Source organism: Vibrio sp. 2132-1 (assembly GCF_033344315.1).
Window position 1 is genome coordinate 55,602 of the sequence record NZ_JAWPON010000020.1, and the last position, 24,149, is coordinate 79,750.

The 24,149-nt window shown below is 44.7% G+C and carries 30 protein-coding genes; 11 read left to right on the plus strand and 19 right to left on the minus strand.

Translation table 11 applies throughout. The annotated features are described in order from the left end of the window. Positions 1–108 precede the first annotated feature (108 nt). Positions 109–1,452 (plus strand): metalloprotease PmbA, encoded by a 1,344-nt coding sequence (gene pmbA / locus R8N47_RS19725; protein WP_064354321.1) that lies wholly within the window; start codon positions 109–111, stop codon positions 1,450–1,452. Positions 1,453–1,516: 64 nt separating this feature from the next. Here the strand turns inward: pmbA and mgtE are convergent, their stop codons facing one another. The 11 genes from mgtE to R8N47_RS19780 all read right to left on the minus strand — a co-directional run bounded on the left by mgtE (position 1,517) and on the right by R8N47_RS19780 (position 10,279). Beyond that, positions 1,517–2,875: a magnesium transporter gene (mgtE, locus tag R8N47_RS19730; protein WP_005381121.1), complete on the minus strand. Its 1,359-nt coding sequence runs from the start codon at positions 2,873–2,875 to the stop codon at positions 1,517–1,519. A gap of 148 nt (positions 2,876–3,023) precedes the next feature. Continuing rightward, positions 3,024–3,299 (minus strand): HPr family phosphocarrier protein, encoded by a 276-nt coding sequence (locus R8N47_RS19735; protein WP_064354320.1) that lies wholly within the window; start codon positions 3,297–3,299, stop codon positions 3,024–3,026. A 2-nt stretch (positions 3,300–3,301) separates the two neighbouring features. Then, the gene (gene rapZ / locus R8N47_RS19740; RefSeq protein ID WP_054577138.1) at positions 3,302–4,165 is read right to left on the minus strand and encodes an RNase adapter RapZ; all 864 of its coding nucleotides are present in this window, start codon (positions 4,163–4,165) and stop codon (positions 3,302–3,304) included. A 14-nt stretch (positions 4,166–4,179) separates the two neighbouring features. After that, complete coding sequence (gene ptsN / locus R8N47_RS19745; RefSeq protein ID WP_005381116.1) at positions 4,180–4,626, minus strand: PTS IIA-like nitrogen regulatory protein PtsN; 447 nt, start codon at positions 4,624–4,626, stop codon at positions 4,180–4,182. 2 nt (positions 4,627–4,628) lie between these two features. Beyond that, positions 4,629–4,916 (minus strand): ribosome hibernation promoting factor, encoded by a 288-nt coding sequence (hpf, locus tag R8N47_RS19750; RefSeq protein WP_005381114.1) that lies wholly within the window; start codon positions 4,914–4,916, stop codon positions 4,629–4,631. Positions 4,917–4,940: 24 nt separating this feature from the next. Beyond that, positions 4,941–6,410, minus strand: a complete 1,470-nt coding sequence (locus R8N47_RS19755; RefSeq protein ID WP_005381112.1) for an RNA polymerase factor sigma-54 — start codon at positions 6,408–6,410, stop codon at positions 4,941–4,943. 50 nt (positions 6,411–6,460) lie between these two features. Next, complete coding sequence (gene lptB / locus R8N47_RS19760; RefSeq protein WP_005381111.1) at positions 6,461–7,186, minus strand: LPS export ABC transporter ATP-binding protein; 726 nt, start codon at positions 7,184–7,186, stop codon at positions 6,461–6,463. A gap of 1 nt (position 7,187) precedes the next feature. Beyond that, entirely contained in the window at positions 7,188–7,682 is a 495-nt protein-coding gene (lptA, locus tag R8N47_RS19765; RefSeq protein WP_005381109.1) for a lipopolysaccharide transport periplasmic protein LptA, read from the minus strand. Beyond that, entirely contained in the window at positions 7,663–8,226 is a 564-nt protein-coding gene (lptC, locus tag R8N47_RS19770) for an LPS export ABC transporter periplasmic protein LptC (RefSeq protein ID WP_005381106.1), read from the minus strand. The genes lptA and lptC overlap by 20 nt, the downstream gene beginning before the upstream one ends. Positions 8,227–8,312: 86 nt before the next feature. Then, positions 8,313–9,284, minus strand: coding sequence for an arabinose-5-phosphate isomerase KdsD (gene kdsD / locus R8N47_RS19775; protein WP_213913913.1), 972 nt, complete (start codon positions 9,282–9,284; stop codon positions 8,313–8,315). Between the two features lie 29 nt (positions 9,285–9,313). Then, positions 9,314–10,279 (minus strand): calcium/sodium antiporter, encoded by a 966-nt coding sequence (locus R8N47_RS19780; protein WP_005381102.1) that lies wholly within the window; start codon positions 10,277–10,279, stop codon positions 9,314–9,316. Between the two features lie 374 nt (positions 10,280–10,653). Between R8N47_RS19780 and mlaF the strand changes: the two genes are divergently transcribed. From mlaF to R8N47_RS19820, 8 genes are all read left to right on the plus strand, one after another. Then, on the plus strand, positions 10,654–11,457 hold the full coding sequence (mlaF, locus tag R8N47_RS19785) for a phospholipid ABC transporter ATP-binding protein MlaF (protein ID WP_005388422.1): 804 nt from the start codon (positions 10,654–10,656) through the stop codon (positions 11,455–11,457). Beyond that, entirely contained in the window at positions 11,447–12,238 is a 792-nt protein-coding gene (mlaE, locus tag R8N47_RS19790) for a lipid asymmetry maintenance ABC transporter permease subunit MlaE (RefSeq protein ID WP_005381100.1), read from the plus strand. Before mlaF ends, mlaE begins: the two co-directional genes overlap by 11 nt. 2 nt (positions 12,239–12,240) lie before the next feature. Continuing rightward, positions 12,241–12,729 carry an outer membrane lipid asymmetry maintenance protein MlaD gene (gene mlaD, locus R8N47_RS19795; RefSeq protein WP_005381099.1) on the plus strand — a complete coding sequence of 163 codons (489 nt, stop codon included), beginning with the start codon at positions 12,241–12,243 and terminating at the stop codon, positions 12,727–12,729. 2 nt (positions 12,730–12,731) lie between these two features. Further along, the gene (mlaC, locus tag R8N47_RS19800; protein ID WP_054579419.1) at positions 12,732–13,370 is read left to right on the plus strand and encodes a phospholipid-binding protein MlaC; all 639 of its coding nucleotides are present in this window, start codon (positions 12,732–12,734) and stop codon (positions 13,368–13,370) included. Continuing rightward, positions 13,370–13,690 (plus strand): lipid asymmetry maintenance protein MlaB, encoded by a 321-nt coding sequence (locus R8N47_RS19805; RefSeq protein WP_005381093.1) that lies wholly within the window; start codon positions 13,370–13,372, stop codon positions 13,688–13,690. The genes mlaC and R8N47_RS19805 overlap by 1 nt, the downstream gene beginning before the upstream one ends. 3 nt (positions 13,691–13,693) lie before the next feature. Further along, positions 13,694–13,948 (plus strand): BolA family iron metabolism protein IbaG, encoded by a 255-nt coding sequence (gene ibaG / locus R8N47_RS19810; protein ID WP_005381092.1) that lies wholly within the window; start codon positions 13,694–13,696, stop codon positions 13,946–13,948. A 9-nt stretch (positions 13,949–13,957) separates the two neighbouring features. Continuing rightward, positions 13,958–15,214, plus strand: coding sequence for a UDP-N-acetylglucosamine 1-carboxyvinyltransferase (gene murA, locus R8N47_RS19815; RefSeq protein WP_005388419.1), 1,257 nt, complete (start codon positions 13,958–13,960; stop codon positions 15,212–15,214). 155 nt (positions 15,215–15,369) lie between these two features. Then, a complete protein-coding gene (locus tag R8N47_RS19820; RefSeq protein ID WP_005381088.1) occupies positions 15,370–16,095 on the plus strand; it encodes a 1-acylglycerol-3-phosphate O-acyltransferase in 726 nt (241 codons plus the stop codon). A gap of 84 nt (positions 16,096–16,179) precedes the next feature. Here the strand turns inward: R8N47_RS19820 and R8N47_RS19825 are convergent, their stop codons facing one another. The 6 genes from R8N47_RS19825 to arcA all read right to left on the minus strand — a co-directional run bounded on the left by R8N47_RS19825 (position 16,180) and on the right by arcA (position 20,747). Then, the gene (locus tag R8N47_RS19825) at positions 16,180–16,569 is read right to left on the minus strand and encodes a RidA family protein (RefSeq protein WP_005381087.1); all 390 of its coding nucleotides are present in this window, start codon (positions 16,567–16,569) and stop codon (positions 16,180–16,182) included. Between the two features lie 108 nt (positions 16,570–16,677). Then, positions 16,678–17,139, minus strand: a complete 462-nt coding sequence (gene pyrI / locus R8N47_RS19830; RefSeq protein ID WP_005381086.1) for an aspartate carbamoyltransferase regulatory subunit — start codon at positions 17,137–17,139, stop codon at positions 16,678–16,680. Positions 17,140–17,154: 15 nt separating this feature from the next. Beyond that, positions 17,155–18,084: an aspartate carbamoyltransferase gene (gene pyrB, locus R8N47_RS19835; protein WP_005381085.1), complete on the minus strand. Its 930-nt coding sequence runs from the start codon at positions 18,082–18,084 to the stop codon at positions 17,155–17,157. An 86-nt stretch (positions 18,085–18,170) separates the two neighbouring features. Beyond that, complete coding sequence (locus tag R8N47_RS19840) at positions 18,171–18,266, minus strand: hypothetical protein (protein ID WP_005381084.1); 96 nt, start codon at positions 18,264–18,266, stop codon at positions 18,171–18,173. Positions 18,267–18,365: 99 nt separating this feature from the next. Further along, positions 18,366–19,370 (minus strand): ornithine carbamoyltransferase, encoded by a 1,005-nt coding sequence (locus R8N47_RS19845; RefSeq protein ID WP_318070384.1) that lies wholly within the window; start codon positions 19,368–19,370, stop codon positions 18,366–18,368. A gap of 156 nt (positions 19,371–19,526) precedes the next feature. Continuing rightward, positions 19,527–20,747 carry an arginine deiminase gene (arcA, locus tag R8N47_RS19850; RefSeq protein WP_005381082.1) on the minus strand — a complete coding sequence of 407 codons (1,221 nt, stop codon included), beginning with the start codon at positions 20,745–20,747 and terminating at the stop codon, positions 19,527–19,529. 583 nt (positions 20,748–21,330) lie between these two features. Between arcA and rraB the strand changes: the two genes are divergently transcribed. Together rraB and R8N47_RS19860 are read left to right on the plus strand one after the other, a co-directional pair. Continuing rightward, complete coding sequence (gene rraB, locus R8N47_RS19855) at positions 21,331–21,744, plus strand: ribonuclease E inhibitor RraB (protein ID WP_005385523.1); 414 nt, start codon at positions 21,331–21,333, stop codon at positions 21,742–21,744. 154 nt (positions 21,745–21,898) lie between these two features. After that, positions 21,899–22,699 carry a glycosyl hydrolase 2 galactose-binding domain-containing protein gene (locus tag R8N47_RS19860; protein ID WP_033906208.1) on the plus strand — a complete coding sequence of 267 codons (801 nt, stop codon included), beginning with the start codon at positions 21,899–21,901 and terminating at the stop codon, positions 22,697–22,699. A 19-nt stretch (positions 22,700–22,718) separates the two neighbouring features. Here R8N47_RS19860 and R8N47_RS19865 read toward each other — a convergent pair whose 3' ends face one another. After that, entirely contained in the window at positions 22,719–23,624 is a 906-nt protein-coding gene (locus R8N47_RS19865; RefSeq protein WP_017636182.1) for a bifunctional helix-turn-helix transcriptional regulator/GNAT family N-acetyltransferase, read from the minus strand. A 115-nt stretch (positions 23,625–23,739) separates the two neighbouring features. Next, complete coding sequence (locus tag R8N47_RS19870; protein WP_005381078.1) at positions 23,740–24,144, minus strand: DUF2061 domain-containing protein; 405 nt, start codon at positions 24,142–24,144, stop codon at positions 23,740–23,742. Positions 24,145–24,149 lie beyond the last annotated feature (5 nt).

Genomic DNA, 24,149 nt, shown 5'->3' on the forward strand with positions numbered 1-24,149 from the left:
CAGTTGCCTGTGTTTTGATTAATATTATGACTATTTTAACAAGAATCATGGGGAGAAAGCGAAATTCTTGTTATCCTATTGTTCATCAAAGACAAGATGTGAAAGACAATGGATATTAAACAGCAGGTTGCTGAGCAACGTACCGAGCTAGAGCAAGCCGTCGCAAGAGCCTTAAAGCTTGCATCGGCAAAATCTGACGCCGCCGAAGTCGCAATTACTAAAAGCACTGGTTTAAGTGTTTCAACTCGTATGGGTGAAGTAGAGAATGTCGAGTTCAACAGCGATGGTGCGCTGGGCATTACCGTTTACCGAGGTCAACGCAAAGGCAGTGCTTCCACGTCTGATTTAAGTGAAGCGGCAATCGAGCAAACCGTTATAGCGGCGCTAGATATTGCACATTACACATCTGAAGACCCATTTGCAGGCCCTGCAACAAAAGAATACATGGTGCAAGAGATCCCTGAGCTTGATCTTTTCCACCCTGACGCACCCGATCCAGACTATGCTGCCAATGTGGCGATTGCAGCAGAAAAAGAGGCGCTAAGTTATGACAGTGCAATCAAGCAAAGTGATGGCGCGAGTTATGATAGTCATTACGGCGTGAAAGTGTATGGCAATAGCCATGGCTTATTAGCTAGTTATGCGTCTAGCCGCCATAGTACTAGCTGTTGTGTAATTGGCGTTGGTCAAAACGGCGAGATGGAACGTGATTACAGCTACACCGTGGCACGTCATCGTGATGACTTATGGACCCCAGAAACGGTGGGTCGTAAGGCGGCAGAGAATACGGTTAACCGCTTAGATGCGCAGCGTCTAAAAACTGGTCAATACCCAATCATGTTTGCGGCTGATGTTGCGACAGGCTTGATTGGCCATCTCGTTATGGCGATTAGCGGTGGTAACCTGTACCGAAAATCTTCTTTCTTACTTGACCATCTAGGCAAACAAGTGCTTCCTGAATGGTTCAATATCTCAGAACGTCCGCATGTATTGCGTGGTTTGGCATCAAGTCCATTCGATAGTGAAGGTGTGTACACTCAAGACCGTGAGATCATTACCGACGGTGTGCTAGCAACTTATCTGTTAACCAGTTATGCCGCACGTAAAATGAAGATGACGCCGACAGGTCACGCTGGTGGGATTCATAACTGGTACGTGAAGTCGACAGGCCAAAACTTCGAACAAATGCTTAAAGAGCTCGGTACTGGTCTTCTAGTGACAGAAGTCATGGGACAAGGTGTGAACGTGGTAACGGGGGATTACTCTCGCGGTGCCGCAGGCTTCTGGGTTGAGAATGGTGAAATCCAATACCCAGTATCAGAAATTACCATCGCAGGTAATCTAAAAGACATGTTCACCAAGATTGTGGCGGTTGGTAGTGATATTGAAACGCGCTCACAAATCCAAACGGGCTCTATCCTACTGGATACCATGAAAGTGGCGGGTGAATAAGCTTTTCTAGCAATTCAGAATCAAAAAAGCCTGATGTGTTCATCAGGCTTTTTCGTTTTTTCTGTTAGGTAATCAGTATTGTGGCAAGCCCTAAGAAGACAGATAAACCAATCACATCCGTCACCGTCGTTAATGCCATACCACCAGCTAAAGCAGGATCGATGTTCATTTTTTTCAATAGGATTGGAATCGTTACTCCTGCAATACCTGCGACCAATAAGTTGGTCAGCATGGCGGCGGAAATGATTCCTCCGAGCATCCAGTTACCTTTCCAAGCAACAACAATACCACCAATAATCAGCGCCCACATGATACCGTTGAGTAAGCCGATCGAAGCTTCTTTCATTAACAGTTCGCGTTTGTTTGAGTCACCGATATGACCAAGAGCAAGACCACGAATCACTAGTGCGACGGTTTGGTTACCAGCGACACCACCCATGGACGGAACAATCGTCATCAATACTGCAATGGCCGCCATTTGATCTAATGTGGCCTCAAACATATTAGAAACGGAAGCAGCAGCAAGGGCGGCTAATACGTTAGCGCCAAGCCAGATACTGCGTTTGCGAGCTGATTTTACAACAGGCGCGAAAGTATCTTCGTCATCGTCCATACCCGCCATACTCATCATCGAGTGTTCCGCGTCTTCACGAATAACGTCAACCACGTCATCGATGGTGATACGACCGACCAAATGCAAGTTTTCATCAACAACAGGTGCAGATACCCAATTACGGCGCTCGAACAGACTCGCAACATCTGAGTCGCTAGTATCGACGGTGATGGCCTCGTCCGCGTCTTCCATTACATCAATGATTTTTACGTCTGGCTGAGTGGTAATAAGCGTCGTGATCGGCAGTTCACCGATGAGCTTACTCTCTTCATCGATCACATACAGGGCATCCGTAGCTTCTGGAAGCTCGCCTTTCATACGTAGATAACGCAAAACTACGTCCACATCGACGTCACCACGAATTGTGATGACGTCGGTGTTCATCAGTCCACCCGCAGTGTCTTCTGGGTAGGATAGGGCGGTTTCGACCCGTAGACGGTCAGAGGAGTCCATTTGCGACAGGACTTCGCGTGACAGGTTGTCAGGCAAGCTACGCAGTACGTAAGCCACGTCATCGGTATCCATGCCTTCTGTCGCTTCTGCAAGCGCTTCTGGTGCCATTTTGGATACGAGGCTGTCTTTGACGTCTTCGTTCAGCTCGTCAAGGATTTCACCATAATCTTCAGGGTCGGTGAGTTGCCAAAGAACTTCACGGCTCTTACGTGGGGAGGCTTCTAAAAGGTGAGCGATATCCTCAGGTTCCATGTCCTGCAATTGACGACGAACATGGACGAAGCGGCCATTTTCTAGCGCTTCTGTGACTTCTTGGAGGGCTTGGTGAGCTTGGTCGAATTCAATTTGCTCTGCCATTCATTCCTCCCAATTCCTGATATTTACAATGCGTTGAATAATAACTTAATTCTAGGCGCCTTTTAATAACAACTTATGATACTAAGCAAATTTATTTATTAGGTCAGGGAAGAGAAAGATAATGGGAGGTAAGAAAAAAGCGAGTAAACTACTCGCCTTCATCAAATTTATCTTCGATCAAATGGCAAATGGCATCCAGTGCTTCTTCCGCTTGCCCACCCGTTGCGTGGATCGTGACGTATTGTCCTTGAGCGGACTCTAGCATTAACAGGCCCATTACGCTGTCTGCTGTGGCGGTTTTGTCTTCTTCATTGTCGATGGTGATGACCGCTTCAAAGCTCTGTGCCAGTTCGACCAGTTTGACTGCTGCACGAGCATGTAAGCCAAGGCGGTTTTGAATCAATACTTTACGACTTAACTCCACGGCTACTCCTTAGCGTTTTTCTCTAGTGAGGTATGGCGAATTTGTACTTGGTGTCCTTTGTTGGAGAAGTATTCACCGATTTGCTGAGTTAAGTACACCGAGCGGTGCTTACCACCAGTACAACCGATTGCAACGGTCAGGTAGCTGCGGTTGTTTTTCTCAAGCAGAGGTAACCAATTCTCTATAAAGCTTTCAATTTGATATTTCAAACTTAACACCGATTGGTGTTGCTCTAAAAATGCGGCGATAGGAGCATCCAGACCTGTAAGCGGGCGTAGTGCTGGTTCCCAATGTGGGTTAGGTAAGAAGCGAACGTCGAATACGTAATCGGCATCGGAAGGCAGGCCGTATTTAAAACCAAAAGACTCAAATACCATAACGAGCCCTTTGCGATCTCTGCCTTCAACGCGCATACGCACGGTTTCACTCAATTCATGCAAAGACTGCCCACTACTATTTAGGACCAGATCTGCATGCGCTTTGAGTGGCGTCAAAATTTGCTTCTCACGCTCGATGGCTTGATCGAGCGAGAGGGAGGTGCCACCTAAAGATAACGGGTGAATTCGGCGTGTTTCGCTGTAGCGTTTGAGTAGCGTTTCTTTATTAGCGTCCAAGAAAAGCACGGTCACATCAAGCTCAGTTTTTAACTGTTCTAGTGTACTCGTCAGTTCTTTTAGCTTTTTAGGAATATTACGAATATCAATGCTGACTGCAACATTCTGTTTGCTGTCAGCAACAGAATGAACAAATGCGTCCAGCAAGTTAACTGGCAGGTTATCAACACAGTAGTAACCTAAGTCTTCCAGTACACGAAGCGCAATACTTTTACCGGCACCTGAGTGCCCGCTAACAACGATTAGTCGCATGGAGTTAGTCCTGCTTATTGGTGAATCATGATGTCGTAAAGTTCTTCATCACTCTGAGCATTACGCAGTAGTTTTAATACTTGCTTATCGCTCAGACGTTCTGCCATAGAGGATAGAGTCTTGAGGTGCTCTTTGCACTGTTCTTCTGGTACAAGGAGCGCAAAAAGAAGATCGACAGGTCGATTGTCAATCGCATCAAATTCGATTGCTTCATCACATTGCAGTAAGACAGCAATGGCCTTGTCGCTTGATTGCATTCTCGCGTGAGGGATCGCAATACCGTTTCCGATACCGGTACTGCCCATTTTTTCTCTATTGAGCATGCATTCGAACAGCTCGGTAGAATCTTGGCCCGTTTGATCAGCCACGATACGGCTGATCATTTCAAGGGCGCGTTTTTTACTCGTGCAGTGGACCGCACTTTTGGTGCAGTCCAATGACAGTATTTCGCTCAGTTGCATGATTAATGACTGTTTAGTTTTTCTTTGTGCTTATTAAGTTGGCGAACCAATTTATCTACCAGCGAATCGATCGCGGCATACATATTTTCGTCATCGGCTGATGCGTGGATTTCGCCTTGATTTATGTGAAGCGTAGCTTCCGCGATTTGAGTAATTTTTTCAACTTTTAGTACAACATGCACTTGATTGATATGGTCGAAGAACCTTTCGAGCTTCTGAAACTTAGAATTTACATAGTCTTGCATTGAATCGGTAAGATCAACGTGATGGCCTTGAATATTGATTTGCATAGACTTTCCTTTTCAGTTAGTGCCTTATAATAGGCGTTTACGCTGACTTGAAGGGGCAATTCCCAAGGATTCGCGATATTTGGCTATCGTACGTCTTGCGACCTGAATCCCTTGGTCAGCCAGAAGAGCAGCAATCTTGCTATCACTCAGTGGTTTGGCAGTATTCTCTGCTGCGACCAGTTTTTTAATGAGTGCACGAATTGCTGTTGACGAACATTCTCCGCCGTTGTCAGTACTAACATGGCTAGAGAAGAAGTACTTCAATTCAAAAATACCACGTGGTGTATGCATAAACTTTTGCGTTGTTACACGAGAAATCGTGGATTCATGCATGTCCACAGCCAAAGCGACATCATTGAGTACCATTGGCTTCATGGCTTCCTCACCATACTCGAAGAAATCTTGTTGATGTTCAACAATACATCTTGCAACTTTGAGTAGCGTCTCGTTTCTACTCTCTAAGCTCTTAATTAACCATTTTGCCTCTTGCAAATTGCTGCGGATGTACTGGCTATCCGCGCTATTACCTTTGCCTAATTGAGCATATTGTTGATTTACTTTTAATTTTGGCACGCTATCCGGGTTTATAGAAACGGTCCATTTGCCATTGTCTTTAAAAACGGATACGTCTGGAATTACGTACTCGGTATCATCAGGAGTGATGCGACTACCTGGACGAGGATCTAACTGTTGGATAAGCTTTAAGACTTCACGAAGATCGGCTTCTTTCAGCTTAGTCTCTTTGATGACGAGCTTGTAGTCTCGGTTGCCTAGGTGATCAATATGATCCGCAAGTATCATTTTGGCTTCAGCAAGCCACGGCGTGTCTTCTGGGAAGGTCGTCAGTTGCAGTAACAAACATTCTTGTAAGTTACGTGATGCAACTCCAAGAGGATCGAATTGTTGAATGCGTTTACGAACGGCTTCTACTTCGTCTAACTCTATCTCTTCATTATCGAAGCTCTCATGAATCTCTTCAGGCGACAAAGTTAAATAGCCGTAGTCGTCAACAGCGTCAATAATCGCTAATGCAATCGTGCGGTCGGTTTCACTGAATGGTGTTAGGTCAAGCTGCCACATGAGGTAATCATGTAACGATTCAGTGGTTTCGCCTTGGTAGACGGGCATATCATCATCAAGAGCTAAGCCAGTGCTACCAGTATTAGCGCTGTAGACGTCATCCCAAGTCGTGTCGATTTCAAGTTCAGAGCTAATTTCTGATTTCTCTATCACATCGGAGCTATCTGGAACGTCAATTTCTGTTGGTTCGCTAGCACTGTTGCTATCAGCAGCCTCGACCGCTGACTTATCTTCACCGTTTGCTAGAGGCTCGTCTTGGCCTTCTTCAACTTCCAATAATGGGTTTGAGTCCAACGCTTCTTGGATTTCTTGTTGAAGATCGAGTGTCGACAATTGCAATAAGCGAATCGCTTGCTGCAACTGTGGCGTCATGGCTAACTGCTGACCTAGCTTGAGTTGTAATGAAGGTTTCATTCAGTGTTACTTACCTTGTAATGCTCAGAATCTTACCGTTCCTAATATAATCATAGACGGAATTGTTCGCCGAGATAAACTTGTTTCACCTGTTCATTATTGAGAACTTCTGCCGGAGTTCCCGATGCAATTAGGTGCCCTTGGCTCACGATATAGGCTTTTTCACATACGTCCAGTGTTTCACGTACATTATGGTCAGTGATTAACACTCCGAGACCACGATCGCGCAGATGCTCAATGATTTTCTTGATGTCATTAACCGAAATTGGGTCAACACCAGCGAAAGGTTCATCCAATAAAATGAACTGAGGGTTGGCCGCTAAAGCTCGAGCGATTTCCACCCTGCGTCGCTCACCCCCTGATAGTGCCATACCAGCACTGGTTCTGATGTGCTGGATGTGGAATTCTTCCAACAAATCTTCCAGTTTATCTTGGCGCTCTTCCCTCGTCATTTCTTGACGAGTTTCAAGTACGGCCATGATGTTATCTTCTACTGAAAGCTTACGGAAAATCGACGCTTCTTGCGGAAGATAGCCAATGCCAAGGCGTGAACGGCTATGCATCGGTAAAATACTGATGTCATTGTCGTCAATGGTAATGGTGCCCTCATCACGAGGTACTAAGCCGACAATCATGTAAAACGAGGTGGTTTTACCCGCGCCGTTTGGACCGAGTAGCCCAACAATCTGACCAGATTCAACTTCTAAGCTAACATCAGTGACGACTTTGCGTTTTTTGTAGCTTTTCGCCAAGTTTTTCGCACTCAGTACTGCCATATTAGTTCTCTATCTGATTGGGTTGCAAAATGGTCGTAACGCGCTCTTCCTTAGAGCTATCTGCGACTAGCTTTTGTTTACCAATTTGGTAACGAATCGAAGAACCTTTGATGGTGTTGTTGTCTTGCGCCAGCTGCGCTTGACCTTTCATGGTCAGTTCGTCTGTAGAAATACGGTAATCCAGCTCCGTAGCTTGACCACTAAGTGTTTTACCATCGTCCATCAGCTGAGAAAACTTCGCAGGTTTACCAAATGCTTGAATCTGTTTAATTGCTTCGGTTTTAGGATCGCGAGTTACCACGATTCTATCAGCATCGATATTGATGCTCCCTTGCTTAAGAGATACATCGCCTTCAAAAACAACCTGGTTACTCTTCATATCCACCTGTTGGGTGTCAGAGTTTATGTAAACCGGCTGTTGAGTATCCGACTTGAGTGCCAGCGCTTGAGGCGCCGCCAATACCAGTGCCAGTAGGCTAAGGTGTAACGGTTTCATATCGACCTTGAACTTCATCTGTCAGAGTCGCAGTATGCTGTTTTAAGTTACCTTGCATTGCGCCTCCAGTAGTTTCAAATTGTGGTCCAACCAACATTACTTGTTGGTCAGCTTTAAAATCACGATTGGTTAGATTAATGACCAATTTGTCTGTTGCCATGGTATCAAAACTCGCACCAGGCAGAAGGTTTTGCATTAAGACTTTGTCATATAAAGTCAAAACTTGGTCTTCATCTAACACTGCTCTTGTGGCAGTCACCTTCCATTCAATGACGCTACCTTCACGGTAAACCATCAAAGTCGGGTTATTAAAAATAGTATCTCCACTCTTAGCATAATGGTCTAAGTTAGTGGAGCGAATGATGTAACTGCGGACACCATCTTCACCGTAGGTGATATTTTCTAATCCAGAACCACTGAACATGGGCAGTTCAGAATCTGGTGCTACTTGAATTGCGTCGTTGCCTTTAGGGGTTAGTAGGTAATAACCGCACCACGCTACAACGAAGATCAAGAGCAAATAAATAAGGCGAGTAAAACTCATATAATGAAGGCCTATCGTTTAGCTCAGTACTTCCCTGACCATTGCCTTTATTCGTCTAATAAATGATTTAAATGTTTGTGCTGATATTACATCACGCCAGCTTTTAGTAAATCGTGCATGTTCAGTGCACCCACAATTTTTTCGTCTTTACATAAAATCAGAGCGTTAATGTTTTTATTCTGCATCAAGTTCAAACCTTCAACCGCCAGCATATCAGGGTGTGCTGTGGTTGGGTTTGTCGTCATGAACTCGCCAATTGCCGTCGTATGAATATCGATACGCTTGTCTAAGGTACGACGTAAATCACCATCGGTGAATATACCAAGCATAGCATCGTGCTCATCGACGATGGCTGTCATGCCTAACCCCTTTTCTGAAATTTCAAGCAGGGCATCGCGAATTAATGCGTCAGGAGAAACTTTAGGTAACGCTTCTCCAAAGTGCATAATATCAGACAACTTAAGTAGCAGTTTTCTCCCCAGTGCACCACCTGGGTGAGATAGGGCAAAATCTTCGGCAGAAAAACCACGAGCTTGAAGCAGAGCTACGGCTAATGCATCTCCCATCACTAATGTGGCAGTCGTACTGCTAGTTGGCGCCAGGCCTAACGGACAAGCTTCTTGAGGTACCGTAATTTGCAGGTGTAAGTCAGACAGCTTGGCCATATTTGATTCTGGCTTACCTGTCATGCTGATGATCTTAATATTCAGGCGCTTTAATACTGGAAATAGAGACAGAATTTCGTTTGATTCACCAGAGTTAGAAATTGCCAGCACAATGTCACCAGGGCTAATCATACCCAAGTCACCATGTGCGGCTTCGCCTGGATGAACGAAAAACGCCGAAGTCCCAGTGCTTGCCAGAGTGGCGGCAATCTTGTTACCAATATGGCCTGACTTGCCAATACCCATAACGACAACTTTGCCGTTGTTGGAAAGGATAAGTTCACACGCTTTTTCAAATTGATCATCAAAGTAGGTATCTAGCTCTTGCAGAGCAGCAACTTCGATATCAAGAACTTGTTTAGCAGCAGCGCGAAAATCAAATTGATTGGACATATCAGATCTCTACTTATTGATCGTGGTAATTAAGCGGTCATGTTTGCGAATAAGTACACTTGGTAACCTAAGAAGCACACAAACAAGATGGCACCTTCAATACGGTTAATACTGCGTGATTTACCCAAACACATCGCGACAAGTAACAATGAAACGCCTAACATGACCCAGAAGTCACGTCCCATCGCGTACTCACTGAGCACCGATGGATTAATGATGCCAGGAATCCCCATTACCGCCAGAATGTTAAACACATTCGAACCGATAATGTTACCGACAGCCATGTCGTCTTCACCCTTTAAAACTCCCGCAAGTGATGCGGCCAGTTCAGGCAGGCTAGTGCCAATGGCGATAATAGTTAGACCGATAACAAGGTCGCTCATACCAAAGTGTTTAGCAATAATTACCGCGTTATCAACCAGCATGCTGGCTGCCAAAGGAAGCAGTATCAAGCCAATAACCACCCACATGATTGCTTTAGGGTTACTGACGCCTTCAGGGATCTCTGACTCTTGGTCATCAAGAAAAACATCACCTGATTTTTGCTCTTTGCGGCTGATTTGCAACATAGCAAATAAAAATGCCCCAAAGAGTACAAACAATAAGACACCCTCATAAAAACCGAGATGGCTATTCCAAAGCAGAATACCAGCGAGTACGGTTACGGCTATCATGAGTGGAAGTTCTCGGCGGATGACGGCGGAGCTAATCGACAAAGGCTTGATCAGCGCTGTAATACCTAGGATTAACGCAATGTTTGCTATGTTTGAGCCTAATACGTTACCCACCGCTGTATCTGTTTTGCCATCCCAAGCAGCGGTTGCAGATACCATCATCTCAGGGGCGGATGAGCCCATCGCAAGGATTGTCATGCCGATGACAAGCGGGGAAATGCCGACGTTGCGGGCTATCGCTGCAGAGCCAAAAACAAGTTTATCTGCACTCCAAACAAGCAAAACAAGACCGACTATAAGCAACGCAACGGCTTCGAGCATGAGAATTCCTAAGTATTAAATAAGTAAAATGAATAACCGCTAATTTTGACCTTTTGCGGCCTAAAATGGAAGATAAACGAAGAATAAATTAAAGGTTAGTAACGAAAATGTATGTAAATCTCACTCATTTAAATGAGCAATTCTGGTCTAGGATTTAAACACTTCGTGCTAATTAGGTCATAAACCATGAGAAATTGCAGGGATATACTCGACTTTATTTAATTGAACAGTGCTTTAAATTCAACGCCAATGTGCTTATGATTGCAGCCTAATAAATGTACCGACGTTACTTTATTAAACGTAGAATTCAACTCCGATGAGTATCTGCTTGATGATTCCGTGAGTTGCAACGCTCCTACAGTAGAAGAGATGATATGTCGAACAACGATTTAGTCACCGTGAACAACCTCACTTTTTCACGGGGAGAACGCATGATCTTTGATGATATTGATCTGCATGTTCCTGAAGGCAAAGTGACGGCCATTATGGGACCATCGGGAATTGGTAAAACAACACTGCTGCGTTTGATTGGTGGTCAGTTGTATCCCGAGCAAGGAGAGATCTGGTTTGATGGCGACAATATTCCCTCTCTCTCGCGTAAAAAACTCTACCATGCTCGAAAGAAAATGAGCATGTTGTTCCAGTCAGGGGCTTTATTCACTGATTTGAATGTTTTTGATAATGTCGCCTTTCCATTGAGAGAGCATACCGATTTATCGGAAGATTTGATTCGCACCATGGTGTTACTCAAGCTCGAAGCTGTCGGTCTGCGCGGCGCGGCGCAATTAATGCCGAGTGAGCTTTCAGGTGGTATGGCAAGACGCGCTGCTTTGGCTCGTGCAATCGCACTTGACCCTGACTTGATCATGTACGATGAGCCGTTTGTGGGGCAAGACCCAATTACTATGGGCGTTTTGGTTGAGCTAATTAGCAATCTAAACCAAGCGTTAGGTTTGACCTCTATTGTGGTTTCTCACGACGTACCTGAAGTCATGAGTATTGCTGACTGGGTATACCTGATGGCCGATGGAAAAATCATCGCCTATGGTACGCCAGAAGAGCTGACTCAAAACTCTGATCCTCGTGTCCAGCAGTTCTTACAAGGTGATGCCGACGGTCCTGTACCGTTTCGTTTCCCTTCTCAAAGTATCGAAAAGGACTTATTTGATGGTCGATAACTTCATTCACTTTGTCGCCTCGCTGGGTCGACGCACGCTTTCTATTTGCGGAGCATTTGGTCGTGCGACTTTCATGTTGATTGGGGCGCTATTTTCTAAGCCACAACCGATCAGAAGCTTTCCTCTGCTTGTTAAGCAACTTTATTCTGTTGGTGTTCAGTCGCTGGCGATCATCGTCGTATCTGGTCTGTTCATTGGAATGGTTTTGAGTCTACAAGGCTATGTTGTGTTGGTGGATTACGGCGCAGAAGGCAGTTTGGGGCAAATGGTGGCGCTTTCTTTACTCCGTGAATTAGGACCTGTTGTTACTGCACTTTTGTTTGCTGGTCGTGCCGGTTCTGCGTTAACCGCAGAGATAGGTCTAATGAAAGCAACGGAACAACTGTCTAGCCTTGAAATGATGGCGGTAGACCCATTGAAACGAGTGATTGCACCACGGTTTTGGGCTGGGGTTATCTCAATGCCTTTACTGGCTATGATTTTCATGGCTGTGGGAATTTGGGGCGCTCAGCTTGTTGGTGTTGACTGGAAAGGCGTTGATCACGGCAGTTTTTGGTCAGCGATGCAGTCCTCTGTTGAGCTAGGACAAGACATTGGTAACAGTATGATCAAATGTTTTGCGTTTGCAATTACGGTTACTTGGGTCGCTCTATTTAACGGTTATGATGCTATTCCAACATCGGAAGGGATCAGCCGAGCAACTACGCGCACTGTTGTGCATTCTTCTTTAGCAGTACTAGGATTAGACTTTGTACTGACCGCATTGATGTTTGGGAATTAATCATGCAACAAACACGTAAAACTGAATTATGGGTTGGCAGCTTTGTATTAGCGGGAATTTGCGCGATTCTTGTGATGATTTTTCAAGTTGCTGACGTAAAAAGCATTGGCTCTGGTGATACTTATACCCTCAAAGCCGAGTTCGATAATATTGGCAGTTTAAAAGTTCGTTCGCCCGTAAAAGTGGGGGGCGTTGTGATTGGTCGAGTAAGTAGTATTTCGCTTAACCCAGACAACTTATTGCCAGTTGTAACACTATCTATCAATAGCAAATACAATCAGTTCCCAGAAACGTCGAGCGTACAAATTTTGACATCTGGCCTGATTGGTGAGCAATACATTGGTTTAGTACCTGGCTTCGTTTTTGATGATGAAGTCATGCTGGTGGATGGTGATACCATCGAAGACACCAAATCGGCGCTTGTGCTTGAAGACTTAATTGGTCAAGTACTATACAGCGTAGGTGGTTCAGACGACTCAAGTAAGGAATAACTATGTTAGCGAGATTACTACTTTCAGTTTGTGCTGTGTTTAGCGTCTTTGGAACAACAGCAGCAGAGGTGGATAAAACTGAACCTTATAAGATGATGAAGCAGGTAGCTGAAGTCACGTTCGAAAGATTGAAAGCCGAACAGCCGAAAATCAAACAAGATCCAAATTTACTTAAAGTGATCGTTGAAGAAGAGCTAATGCCTTACGTCAACTACCGCTATGCAGGGTTAAAACTTCTTGGTCCAAACTTAAAAGGTGCTAAGCGTGAACATGTACTTGAGTTTATCGATGCATTTCGTGCTTACCTGATTGCGTCTTATGCACAAGTGTTGACGCAATACTCTGACCAAAAAATTGAGTTTGGTCCTGAGCCTAGCATTGATGACTCTAAGCGTATTACAAGCATTAAAGTTGATATCATCGATACTCCGCGTCCAAACATCAAACTTGAGTTTAAACTGCGTAAAGACAACCAGTCTGGTGAGTGGGAAGCATTCGATATGATTGCAGAGGGCATTAGTTTGCTTTCTAGTAAACAATCCGAATGGAACAGTAAAATTCGTCAAGAAGGCATTCTATCTGTTGCTAAAGACTTAGAAAAATTGGCCGCAGAACCGATCCGCTTCGAGGCGAAGAAATAATGGCCCAGACTCCCGCTCAGTGGCAATTGGATCAAAACATTCTTAAGCTAACAGGGGCACTTGATAGAGATACAGTGCCTTCATTGTGGGCGTATGCACAGCAATGGCAACCTGCTCAATCGGAGCTGGAATGCTCGCTAAAAGAGATAGAGCGAGTCGACTCTGCAGGAATGGTGATGTTAATCCACTTATTAGAGCATGCAAAAAAGCAAAACTGTCATATAATGCTCAGTTTCGTGCCGGCGCAACTGCGCACTTTGTTTCAACTGAGCAATGTTGAATCTTTAGTGGCCAAACACATACAGAATTATCAGGGGTAAATTGTGGATAGCGCAAAAGTACAACAGTTATTAGAAGAAGCACTAAACCTTCAAGAAGTGCATGTGAAAGGTGAAGGTAGCCACTATGAAGTGGTTGCTGTTGATGCTTGTTTCGATGGAATGAGCCGCGTTAAGAAGCAGCAGCTAATTTATGCTCCTCTGATGGAATACATCCAGCGTAACGACATTCACGCATTATCAATCAAAGCGTTCACACCAGAAGAGTGGGCTCGTGATAAGAAATTGATGTCGCTTTAAGGTTTATTGATGGAAAAGTTTCGAGTTATTGGGTCAGATAAACCACTAGTTGGTGAAGTGACCATTTCAGGTGCAAAAAACGCAGCACTGCCGATTTTATTTGCGTCTATCTTGGCGGAAGAGCCAGTAGAAGTGGCAAACGTACCACACCTTCGTGATATCGACACAACCATGGAATTGCTTAAGCGTTTAGGCGCGAAAGTAAGCCGCAATGGCTCTGTTCATGTTGATCCAAGCAGTATTACAGAATACTGCGCGCCTTATGATTTAGTGAAAACCATGCGTGCTTCTATTTGGGCTTTAGGTCCTTTGGTGGCGCGCTTTGGTCAAGGTCAGGTTTCTTTACCAGGCGGTTGTGCCATTGGTGCCCGTCCTGTGGATCTGCATATTTCTGGTTTAGAGCAGCTTGGCGCAACCATTACATTAGAAGATGGTTATGTGAAAGCAGAAGTGGATGGTCGTCTAAAAGGCGCGCACATCGTGATGGATAAAGTCAGCGTAGGCGCGACGATCACCATCATGTGTGCCGCAGCGCTGGCGGAAGGCACAACAACACTAGATAACGCTGCGCGTGAGCCTGAAATCGTCGATACCGCTGATTTCCTAAATAAGCTTGGCGCAAAAATCTCTGGCGCTGGCACAGATACCATTACGATTGAAGGTGTTGAGCGCCTAGGCGGTTGTAAACACAACGTGGTTGCTGACCGTATTGAGACGGGAACATTCCTTGTCGCAGCAGCAGTATCTGGCGGTAAAGTGGTATGTCGCAACACTAATGCTCATTTGCTTGAAGCGGTTCTCGCCAAGCTGGAAGAAGCTGGCGCGCTTGTCGAAACGGGTGAAGATTGGATCTCCGTTGATATGACCGACCGCGAGCTAAAAGCGGTAAGTGTACGTACTGCGCCACATCCTGGTTTCCCGACGGATATGCAAGCTCAATTTACGCTTCTGAACATGATGGCGAAAGGTGGCGGCGTGATCACAGAGACTATCTTTGAAAACCGCTTTATGCACGTACCAGAACTCATGCGTATGGGCGCTAAAGCTGAGATCGAAGGCAATACGGTTATCTGTGGTGATGTTGAGTCACTCAGCGGTGCGCAAGTGATGGCAACCGATCTACGAGCTTCGGCTAGTTTGGTTATTGCAGGTTGCATTGCTAAAGGCGAAACCGTCGTTGATCGTATTTACCATATCGACCGTGGTTACGACAAAATCGAAAATAAACTGGCTGCACTTGGCGCAAATATTGAGCGAGTGAGCTAGGCAAGTTAAACTGCACCGCAGGTAACTTGGATATCAAGAGAGCCGAAACCTGAGTTTCGGCTTTTTTATATCACTCTCATGACCATATTTTCCCTTTATGGAAAGAGAGATATTAATAGCTGTATCTGGCAAAAGCCGGTTCCTGGAGAACAAGAATGATTGCACTGTTACGTGTATTTGCTGTCGCTATCTTTGCGATTGTTATGTTTATTGGTGGTTGTGGTTACTGCCTATTAAGCCCTAGAAACCCTAAGCACGTTTTCACTTTTGGCCGTTTGTTTGCCAAGATGTCTCGTGTGTTTGGGATTAAGTTAGAGTTGCGTATCCCTGAAGATGCGTATTCACGCGGCCAACATGTTTACATTGCTAACCACCAGAACAACTGGGACATGTTTACTGTTTCTGCGGCTGTGACTCCGAAAGTTGTGACAGTAGGTAAAAAGAGCTTGGCTTGGATGCCACTGTTTGGTCAGCTTTACTGGCTTACGGGTAACATTCTGATTGACCGAGCGAATCGCTCTAAAGCAAAAGGTACTATCGATCAGGTCGTGAGCAGCATGAAAGAAAGTGATGTTTCGGTGTGGATGTTCCCAGAAGGCACGCGTTCTCGTGGGCGTGGTTTGCTGCCATTCAAAACAGGTGCTTTTCATGCGGCAATTGGAGCAGGTGTGCCAATCATTCCTATCGTATGTAGCTCGACGAATAAAATTAAGCTGAACCGTTGGAACAATGGTCATGTGATTGTTGAAATGCTACCTCCAATCAGCACTGAAGGCTATGGTAAAGAGGGCATTCGCGAGTTAGCGAATATCTGTCGTGAACAGATGAAAGAGAAGCTTGAATCGTTAGATGAAGAAGTCAAACAGCGTAATGCTGCTTAAGTTTTACTGCGATATCATCACGAAAAGACAATAAAAAACGGGTAGCCTGAGCTACCCGTTTTTTATGTTTGTCAGCAAGTACAATTATTTGCGAACTGCAATTGCTTCAATCTCGATGCCAACATCTTTTGGTAGGCGAGCCACTTCTACACAAGAGCGTGCAGGGTAGTTTGCTACGCCGTGTTCATCAAAGAACTTGCCGTAAACTTCGTTCACTGTGCCAAAGTCATTTAGGTCTTTAACAAAAACCGTTAGCTTTACAATATCAGATACTTTAAGACCTGAAGATTCAACTACAGCCTTTACGTTTTCTAGAGACTGACGAGCTTGTTCTGCGATATCAGCAGACACTTCACCTGTCGCTGGGTTTACTGGGATTTGGCCTGAAGTAAGAACCATGTTACCTAGATCTACGCCTTGAACGTAAGGACCGATTGCTGCTGGTGCAGACTCAGTGTGAAGTACTTTCGTCATTTGATTTTTTCCATCAGTTGTAGGGAATAAAGATTCTCAGTTTGCCTCTAAACCCTCGGTAGGTAAAGAGCAAAATACCCTGACACACAGCCTAGTCGTGCGGCGTGTTTATCGCTCGGTTACGATCTCGCGTGAGAACACTTTCTCGCAGTATTTACACTTTAGGCGGATTTCTTGTTTCTTCTCGAACACGCTAAAGCTGCTTTCTACTGGTTCATTATGAGAAATACAGTTTGAATTCGGGCATTCAAATACATCATTGATGCGCTCAGGAAGCTCTAACGCGAGCTTTTTCACCACTTCATAATTCTCGATTTGATTCACGGTCGCGTGAGGAGCATACAACGCTAGCTTGCTCGCTTGCTCTTCATTGATAAACACATTTTCGATTTTGAGTAGATCTTTATGACCGAGTGCTGATGATGGCAAGTTCAGTCCAATCGTTACGCGTTGTGATGAATTGTGCATATCGAACAGTCTTAATACTTTGATGCCGATTTGCGCAGGGATGTGGTCGATGACCGTACCATTTTTGATTGCTTCTACCTGCAATTGAGTTTCTTTAGCCATGATTTTTCCCCTCGATTACAGTGTTTCGTTTAGAACAAGCGCCAGCAGTGCTTGGCGAGCATACACGCCATTTTGAGCTTGCTGGAAGAAGTAAGCATGAGGCGTTTTATCAACATCAGTTGTAATTTCATCCACACGTGGTAGTGGGTGCAGCACTTTCAAGTTCTCACGCGCGCCTTCTAGTAGTGCCGCCGTTAGGATGTAAGCCGACTTAATATGTGCGTATTCCGATTCGTCAAAACGTTCTTTCTGTACGCGTGTCATGTACAGAATATCCAGTTCAGGAATCACACTTTCCATGTCTGTGTGTAGGCTATATTGAATGCCAGCTTCGTCTAGTTCTTCGCAGATGTAATCTGGCATTGCCAGCGCATCTGGTGCAACAAAGAAGAAGCGGATGTTGTTAAACTTTGCTAAGGCTTGAGTCAGTGAGTGCACTGTGCGGCCATATTTTAGGTCACCTACGAATGCGACGTTCAGGTTGTCTAGACGCCCTTGTGTTTCCGCGATGGTGTATAGGTCGAGTAGCGTTTGAGTTGGGTGTTGGTTTGCACCGTCGCCCGCGTTGATCACTGGCACGCCATTTGAAAATTCAGAGGCCAAGCGAGCGGCGCCTTCTTGTGGATGACGCATCACAAAGGCATCGACGTAAGAAGAGATGACTTGTACTGAATCTGCGAGTGTTTCGCCTTTTTTCGCCAGAGAGGTATTACCATCATTATCAAAGCCAATCACGTCACCACCAATGCGCTGAATCGCTGTTTCAAACGATAAACGTGTACGTGTTGATGGTTCAAAGAAACAACTTGCAACGACTTTGTTTTTAATCAGTTCTGGTCGAGGTGCTTTTTTAAGGCTACCTGCTGTTTCTACGATAAGTTCCAGTTCTTCGCGTGAAAGCTCTGGAATAGAGATGATGTGCTTCTGGTAAAGCGAGTTCGCCATGATCTTCTTCCCTATAACATTGATGACTACATCCAAATAACCGAAAGGAATTTTGGACATAAAAAAACCTCCCCAATGGGGAGGTTTTAAAATTCAATAGAATTAACGAAAATAACACCACGTAAGCGTAGTCGCTTAGCGAGAGCAAATCGCGTTTTTACGTCAGCAATCAGCGTGGTCATTTCTTAATCCTCAGACAAATTGCCGAGCATTATACGCTTAACTTTCGTGAGCGCAAGCGATTACATCATGGTTTTTATCGGCTGTTTTTGCGCACTGGTTTAGCTTCCTAGCGTCGCAACCATCACGGCTTTGATGGTATGCATACGGTTTTCAGCTTCGTCGAATACGATGGAGTATTCCGATTCAAATACCTCTTCTGTTACTTCAAGGCCTTTCATACCGTATTTTTCAGCGACTTCTTTGCCGACGGTGGTTTCATCATTGTGGAAAGCTGGAAGGCAGTGCATGAATTTCACATGTGGATTACCCGTTTGCTTAATCACGTCCATATTGATTTGATAAGGTGTCATTAACGCTACACGTTCATCCCATGCCTCGGCAGACTCACCCATAGACACCCAAACGTCGGTGTATAGGAAGTCACAACCTTTCACACCTTCCTCAACGCTTTCTGTTAACGTGATTTTTGCTCCGGTTTGTTGCGCGATAGTTTGACAAGTTGCCACGAGCTGTTCTTCAGGCCAGAACGCTTTTGGCGCGACAAGGCGAATATCCATGCCCATTTTCGCTGCGCCCACCATAAGTGAGTTACCCATGTTGTTGCGTGCATCACCTAGGTAAGCGAAGGTTATTTCATGTAGCTGTTTACCACGGCCGTGCTCTTGCATGGTCAGGAAGTCAGCAAGGATCTGGGTTGGGTGGAACTCATCCGTTAAACCATTCCACACTGGAACACCAGCATAAGTACCAAGCTCTTCAACAATGGATTGGCCAAAGCCTCGGTATTCAATCCCGTCGTACATACGACCAAGAACACGAGCGGTGTCTTTCATAGATTCCTTATGACCGATCTGCGAGCCAGAAGGGCCGATGTAAGAGACTTGAGCACCTTGGTCAAAGGCAGCGACTTCAAACGCACATCGGGTACGAGTCGAAGATTTCTCAAAGATTAGTGCGATGTTTTTACCTTGAAGTGTCTTCTGCTCTGTTCCTGCATATTGAGCTTTTTTCAGCTCTGCAGACAGTTCGAGCAAAAACTGGATTTCTTTGGTTGAGAAGTCCAATAGCTTCAAAAAGTTGCGGTTACGTAAATTGAAAGCCATAGCTCGTCCCTTAGTACATGTGATTAGATTAATAGAATTTATTAAAACATATAAATGCTTTTATTGTGAATAATTATTTTTAAATAAAGCTAAAAAAGGTTGATGTATTCACATCAACCTTAGTTTTGATTCACCTAATGTAAAGGGACGAGTAAGTTATATATCGTCTCGTTCTATTGGACAGCTCATACAGCGAGCGCCACCGCGACCACGACCAAGCTCGTTACCAGGTACTGTCAGTACTTTGATGCCAGCTTTATCGTATTTTTCGTTGGTGTATACGTTGCGTTCGTAACCAATTACTACGCCCGGTTTTACAGTTAGAACGTTATTGGCGTCATTCCATTGTTCGCGTTCCGCTTCATAGCTGTCGCCACCAGTGGTGATGATTTTCAGCTGATCTAAGCCAAGAGCGGACTCAATCGCGTGCAGATAGTTATGTGAGGCTTCAACATGCATTTCACCGTTGCCTTTTGGTGTTAAGCGCCATGTGTCGAGATCTTTGCGCATGATCTCTGGGTAGACAGAGAAAGTATCTACATCCATATGGGTCATCACAGTGTCTAAATGCATACATGAGCGGTGTTTAGGCAGATCAATTGCAATAACCTCGGTCGCTTGGCCTGCTTTAAATAGGCTCGCTGCAAGGTTCTCTACACCTTGTGCAGTCGTACGCTCAGACATACCGATAAGAACTGCACCTTTACCAATAACCAACACATCACCGCCTTCGACATTCGCATTATCATAATGCAGATCATCGTCACCGAAGTATTTGATAAAATCTTGGCCAGCAAAAATTGGGTGCCAACGATAAATCGCACGTAGGTGGTTTGTTTCACGTTGACGTGCAGGCATCATCATCGGGTTAAGAGAAACGCCGCCATAAACCCAACATGAGGTATCACGAGTAAAGAGGTGATTAGGCAGTGGCTCAATAACAAAGTCGAGAGGACGCTTCATTTTTGGCAGCATAGAAGATGAGGAGATCGGTAGCTCTGAGTAAGCTAAGCCACCTAAAAATATGCAGGCAAGATGTTCATCATCCATTTCTGAAAAGTATTGGCGTAGGTCTCGCGCAAATGTTGGCCCGTAACGAAAGTCAGAAATCTGAGTGTTCAGCAGCCATTGTTTTGCTTCTGGAACAGCGAGGGTTTCGACCAGTAAATCGTGGAGGAGAAGCACTTCAACGTCTTGCTCGCGCAGCGTACGTGCGAATGCATCGTGCTCTTCACCTGCCGCTTCTACAGCAAGAACGTCATCAAATAGCAACTCATGACAGTTTGACGGAGTTAAGTGGGTTAGGGCGCGTTCAGGGCGATTTAATAGAACTCGTCGAAGTTGACCAACTTCTGATCCAACGTACAGCTTGCTCATTTTGTATCCTTACAAATTTTCCAGCCATTAGTTATGACAAGCTTCCTAGAAAGATGCAAGTTATCAAGCTTTGTTTATATTCTGGTGTTTTTGGTTTTGTGAGTTTTTTATTTTTATTTTGATTCTTATGAAATTTGTTATTAGATATAAATGCTATTTTACTAAAATTAGAGTGCGTGCGTTTTTATTCTAATTTTCCCGTTGAGAAAGAATACACGCACAGTGCATAAAACGTGCATTTTTATTCTAAATTATGCATTATTAAAGTGAATTTATTCGTTATACTTCTTCGTTTTACACGTGAGTGTATTCAAGAAAGCATCATAAACACGCATAGAAAGAGAAAATAACCACATTAAGTGTCAATTAGGATGTTCTGAATATTAAAAAATGCCATTTTTTGTTAATTTTTTGTTTCTTTGTGTGGTCGGTTTAATATTTAGATTCAAATAACCGATAAGAATCGCAGTGGTATGATGTTTGTTTGTGGCTTTTCATCGCAATCCATGCCATATTTCACCGGATCAGCATACTCAGTATCGGGTATTGTGTTTCCATCAAGTAACTAATCTGGAGCCAAAACATGTCTCACGAAGATGAATATCTATCAGTAGAAGAATTAATTGAGATTCAAAAGGAAGAGACTCGCGATATCATTGCAGCATTGCTAGAAGATGGCAGCGATCCAGATTCGCTATACGAAATTGAGCACCACCTGTTTGCCGAAGATTTTGACACGCTAGAAAAAGCGGTAGTTGAAGCATTCAAGATGGGCTTTGAAGTTCTTGAAGCAGAAGAAACTGAAGATGAAGATGGTAACAAGTTGCTTTGCTGTGATGCGACTATGGAGTCCGCACTAGACGCAGAAGCGATTGATGCGCAAGTTGAAAAATTGATTCACTTGGCAGAAAAATACGACATCATCTATGACGGTTGGGGTACGTACTACGAAGGCGAAGATGCGCTTTACCCTGAAGAAGATGAAGACGGCGAGTAATCAAAGCTCACTACTTTTGGAAAAACCAGCGTTTAACGCTGGTTTTTTTATACCTTGAAAAACTGACGAATGTGGAGACGATAAATAATTCACATTGAGTTTATAGGGGATTTCTCCCTATAATGCGTGAAAATTGATCTAGCTCAAGGTGTATATGCAACTCTCACTCGCCGGTTTATGGCAAGTCTCTCCACTGACGGACCTTTCTATCCCACAGGATGACATTACTTTCCCTGCTCCTTTGAGTCAGGTATTGCCAGCTGAACTGACAGAAGAAGCAATTCGTCAGCAAGAGTGGCACCTGATGCATGACATTGAAGTGGACGAATCCATGATGGCATTCCCAGCGGTAGAAATGGTGTTGGGTGGTGTGGATTACCATGCAGAAGTGCGTTTGAACGGAGTAGCATTGTTCGACTGTGACGGTTCTCAAAATGTCTACAAGAAAGACATTCGTCCGTTCATGCAAATGGGGCGTAACCGCTTTGAAATTTTGTTCTTAGAGGAAGAAGAGGATCTTCTGTTTGATGAAGATAAACCTGAGCTGTGCTCTCTGTCCGATCATGAATATAAAAAAAGTGATGAGCGCTTAGGGGTATGGCAAGAACCGTATCTGCAGTTCATTCGCAATGTACGTTTAGACCGCGTGGCAACCGAGCAGATTTGGCACCACGGTGGTGGTTGTGAGTTTAAGGTGGATTTGTACTACCAAACTTTTGCGCCGGGTTTAGTATCGGCATCGGTTAAGTTCAATGGCATGACTTACCATATTCCTATTGATGTCCGAGCGGAGCATGCGAGCGCTTTATTCCAGATCGAAGCGCCAAAGTATGCCGATCTTACTGATCCTGATCCAAGTGATCTCTACCAGTTGTCTGTTGAGTTGGATGGGCAGCACCAAAACTTCACTGTTGCCTTGAGCCAGGAGCTTTGTGTTACCCATGTTGTGCTTTAACGTCTAATAATATTATCTATTACAGCATCTTAAGCATTACGACTTCACATGCATCATGCCCTGTTTGTCCAAGCGGGGCATCGAGATGCTCAAAGCCTAGCTTTTCATACAAGCTTACCGCTTCTCTCAGACATTCAGTTGTCTCTAAATAGCACTGCTGATACCCAAATTGTTTCGCCAATTGTAAGCTCAATGCGACGATGCGTTTGGCTAAACCGTGTCCTCGTGTTTGAGGTAAGAAGTACATCTTTTGTAGTTCACACACATTTGGCTCGCCAGCTAAAGGGGCAAAGCCACCGCCACCAACGATCTCTCCGCGATGTTCAATGACCCAATAGGCGGCCCTGTTTTGATTGTACACCGAATACATATCATCAAGCGTTGGATCGGCCACACCATAACCTTTGTCTGCGGTTAAGCCGTATTCTGCAGAGACTTTACGAATCACATCTGCGACTTGCGGGTTGTCTGCTTTAGTAAGAGGTCGAAGAACGTATTCCTCAGCCTGACACACTTTTGTTAGCCCTTTTAGGTAAGTCTCTAGACCAAGTTTGAGTTGCTCTTGCTCGCTGTCATCGAGTTGGGTAAGCAGTTGTTCAAAGAAGTGGTTTTGCTGTTGGTCCAGTTGTGATAACGCCTGTTGGCCTTGCTCTGTAATCGCTACGAGTTGACTACGTTTGTCTTTTGGGTTTTCGATGCTCTCGACCAAACCTAATTTAATCAAACCAGTAACGGTTCGGCTCGCGTTGGACTTGTCGACATTAAGCTGCTGTGCCAGCTGATTGATGGTCAATGGCTGCAATTGGATTTCACCCAATGCGTGCGCTTGCACTGGAGTGAGAGCGACATCGCCGCATTGTTTATCAAGCATACCAAGCAATCGGACGGCTTGACGGGAGTAGTGTCGAAGTTGACGAGCGTTCATTATCACTTACCTCTAAAAATAAAGTTGCGCACCGCAATTAAATTAATTGCGGTGCGCAACCTTGTCAATGGTAAATGTCATTTTTCTCGTTAGGAGACGTAGTGAGCCTCCATATTTAAGCGTGGTGATGTAAACAAAACTGCGGTGCTGGAGCTTTTTCTGATGATTTACGCATCCATACTTTCTCGTGGAAGTAGTAAGCCACCGTGTTCAAACTCGGCTCTAGCATTGCCATTACGCCGCCGACGAATGCATCACCTGTTAGTAAGTAAACCACGGTAAAAGCGACGCTGAAGTGCACGGTCGCAAAGCTTGCGGTTTTTAATTTGGTCATCCACTGACGAGCTTTAAGTGCTGGGACTTTTGCCCATGCCTTTTCATGAAAGTAGAAGGCTACGGTGTTCACTGAAGGCTCAATCATGGCAATTAAACTACCAATTAGAATGTCGCCTGTGAGTACGTAAGCGACACTAAATGCGATAGTAAAATGCAGTGCTGCGAAAGTTAGTGTCTTTTTCATGATAA

Coding starts and splice junctions, on each gene's coding strand:
- R8N47_RS19820 (WP_005381088.1), top strand. CDS start 15,370: ATGATTGCACTGTTACGTGTATTTGCTGTCGCTATCTTTGCGATTGTT.
- pyrB (WP_005381085.1), bottom strand. CDS start 18,084: ATGGCGAACTCGCTTTACCAGAAGCACATCATCTCTATTCCAGAGCTT.
- pmbA (WP_064354321.1), top strand. CDS start 109: ATGGATATTAAACAGCAGGTTGCTGAGCAACGTACCGAGCTAGAGCAA.
- R8N47_RS19805 (WP_005381093.1), top strand. CDS start 13,370: ATGGCCCAGACTCCCGCTCAGTGGCAATTGGATCAAAACATTCTTAAG.
- hpf (WP_005381114.1), bottom strand. CDS start 4,916: ATGCAAATCAATATTCAAGGCCATCACGTTGATCTTACCGATTCAATG.
- rraB (WP_005385523.1), top strand. CDS start 21,331: ATGTCTCACGAAGATGAATATCTATCAGTAGAAGAATTAATTGAGATT.
- mlaC (WP_054579419.1), top strand. CDS start 12,732: ATGTTAGCGAGATTACTACTTTCAGTTTGTGCTGTGTTTAGCGTCTTT.
- lptB (WP_005381111.1), bottom strand. CDS start 7,186: ATGGCAGTACTGAGTGCGAAAAACTTGGCGAAAAGCTACAAAAAACGC.
- murA (WP_005388419.1), top strand. CDS start 13,958: ATGGAAAAGTTTCGAGTTATTGGGTCAGATAAACCACTAGTTGGTGAA.
- mlaE (WP_005381100.1), top strand. CDS start 11,447: ATGGTCGATAACTTCATTCACTTTGTCGCCTCGCTGGGTCGACGCACG.
- R8N47_RS19780 (WP_005381102.1), bottom strand. CDS start 10,279: ATGCTCGAAGCCGTTGCGTTGCTTATAGTCGGTCTTGTTTTGCTTGTT.
- R8N47_RS19870 (WP_005381078.1), bottom strand. CDS start 24,144: ATGAAAAAGACACTAACTTTCGCAGCACTGCATTTTACTATCGCATTT.
- mgtE (WP_005381121.1), bottom strand. CDS start 2,875: ATGGCAGAGCAAATTGAATTCGACCAAGCTCACCAAGCCCTCCAAGAA.
- R8N47_RS19825 (WP_005381087.1), bottom strand. CDS start 16,569: ATGACGAAAGTACTTCACACTGAGTCTGCACCAGCAGCAATCGGTCCT.
- mlaF (WP_005388422.1), top strand. CDS start 10,654: ATGTCGAACAACGATTTAGTCACCGTGAACAACCTCACTTTTTCACGG.
- R8N47_RS19860 (WP_033906208.1), top strand. CDS start 21,899: ATGCAACTCTCACTCGCCGGTTTATGGCAAGTCTCTCCACTGACGGAC.
- ptsN (WP_005381116.1), bottom strand. CDS start 4,626: ATGCAACTGAGCGAAATACTGTCATTGGACTGCACCAAAAGTGCGGTC.
- kdsD (WP_213913913.1), bottom strand. CDS start 9,284: ATGTCCAATCAATTTGATTTTCGCGCTGCTGCTAAACAAGTTCTTGAT.
- R8N47_RS19755 (WP_005381112.1), bottom strand. CDS start 6,410: ATGAAACCTTCATTACAACTCAAGCTAGGTCAGCAGTTAGCCATGACG.
- lptC (WP_005381106.1), bottom strand. CDS start 8,226: ATGAGTTTTACTCGCCTTATTTATTTGCTCTTGATCTTCGTTGTAGCG.
- pyrI (WP_005381086.1), bottom strand. CDS start 17,139: ATGGCTAAAGAAACTCAATTGCAGGTAGAAGCAATCAAAAATGGTACG.
- R8N47_RS19865 (WP_017636182.1), bottom strand. CDS start 23,624: ATGAACGCTCGTCAACTTCGACACTACTCCCGTCAAGCCGTCCGATTG.
- arcA (WP_005381082.1), bottom strand. CDS start 20,747: ATGAGCAAGCTGTACGTTGGATCAGAAGTTGGTCAACTTCGACGAGTT.
- R8N47_RS19845 (WP_318070384.1), bottom strand. CDS start 19,370: ATGGCTTTCAATTTACGTAACCGCAACTTTTTGAAGCTATTGGACTTC.
- rapZ (WP_054577138.1), bottom strand. CDS start 4,165: ATGCGACTAATCGTTGTTAGCGGGCACTCAGGTGCCGGTAAAAGTATT.
- R8N47_RS19840 (WP_005381084.1), bottom strand. CDS start 18,266: ATGACCACGCTGATTGCTGACGTAAAAACGCGATTTGCTCTCGCTAAG.
- mlaD (WP_005381099.1), top strand. CDS start 12,241: ATGCAACAAACACGTAAAACTGAATTATGGGTTGGCAGCTTTGTATTA.
- lptA (WP_005381109.1), bottom strand. CDS start 7,682: ATGAAACCGTTACACCTTAGCCTACTGGCACTGGTATTGGCGGCGCCT.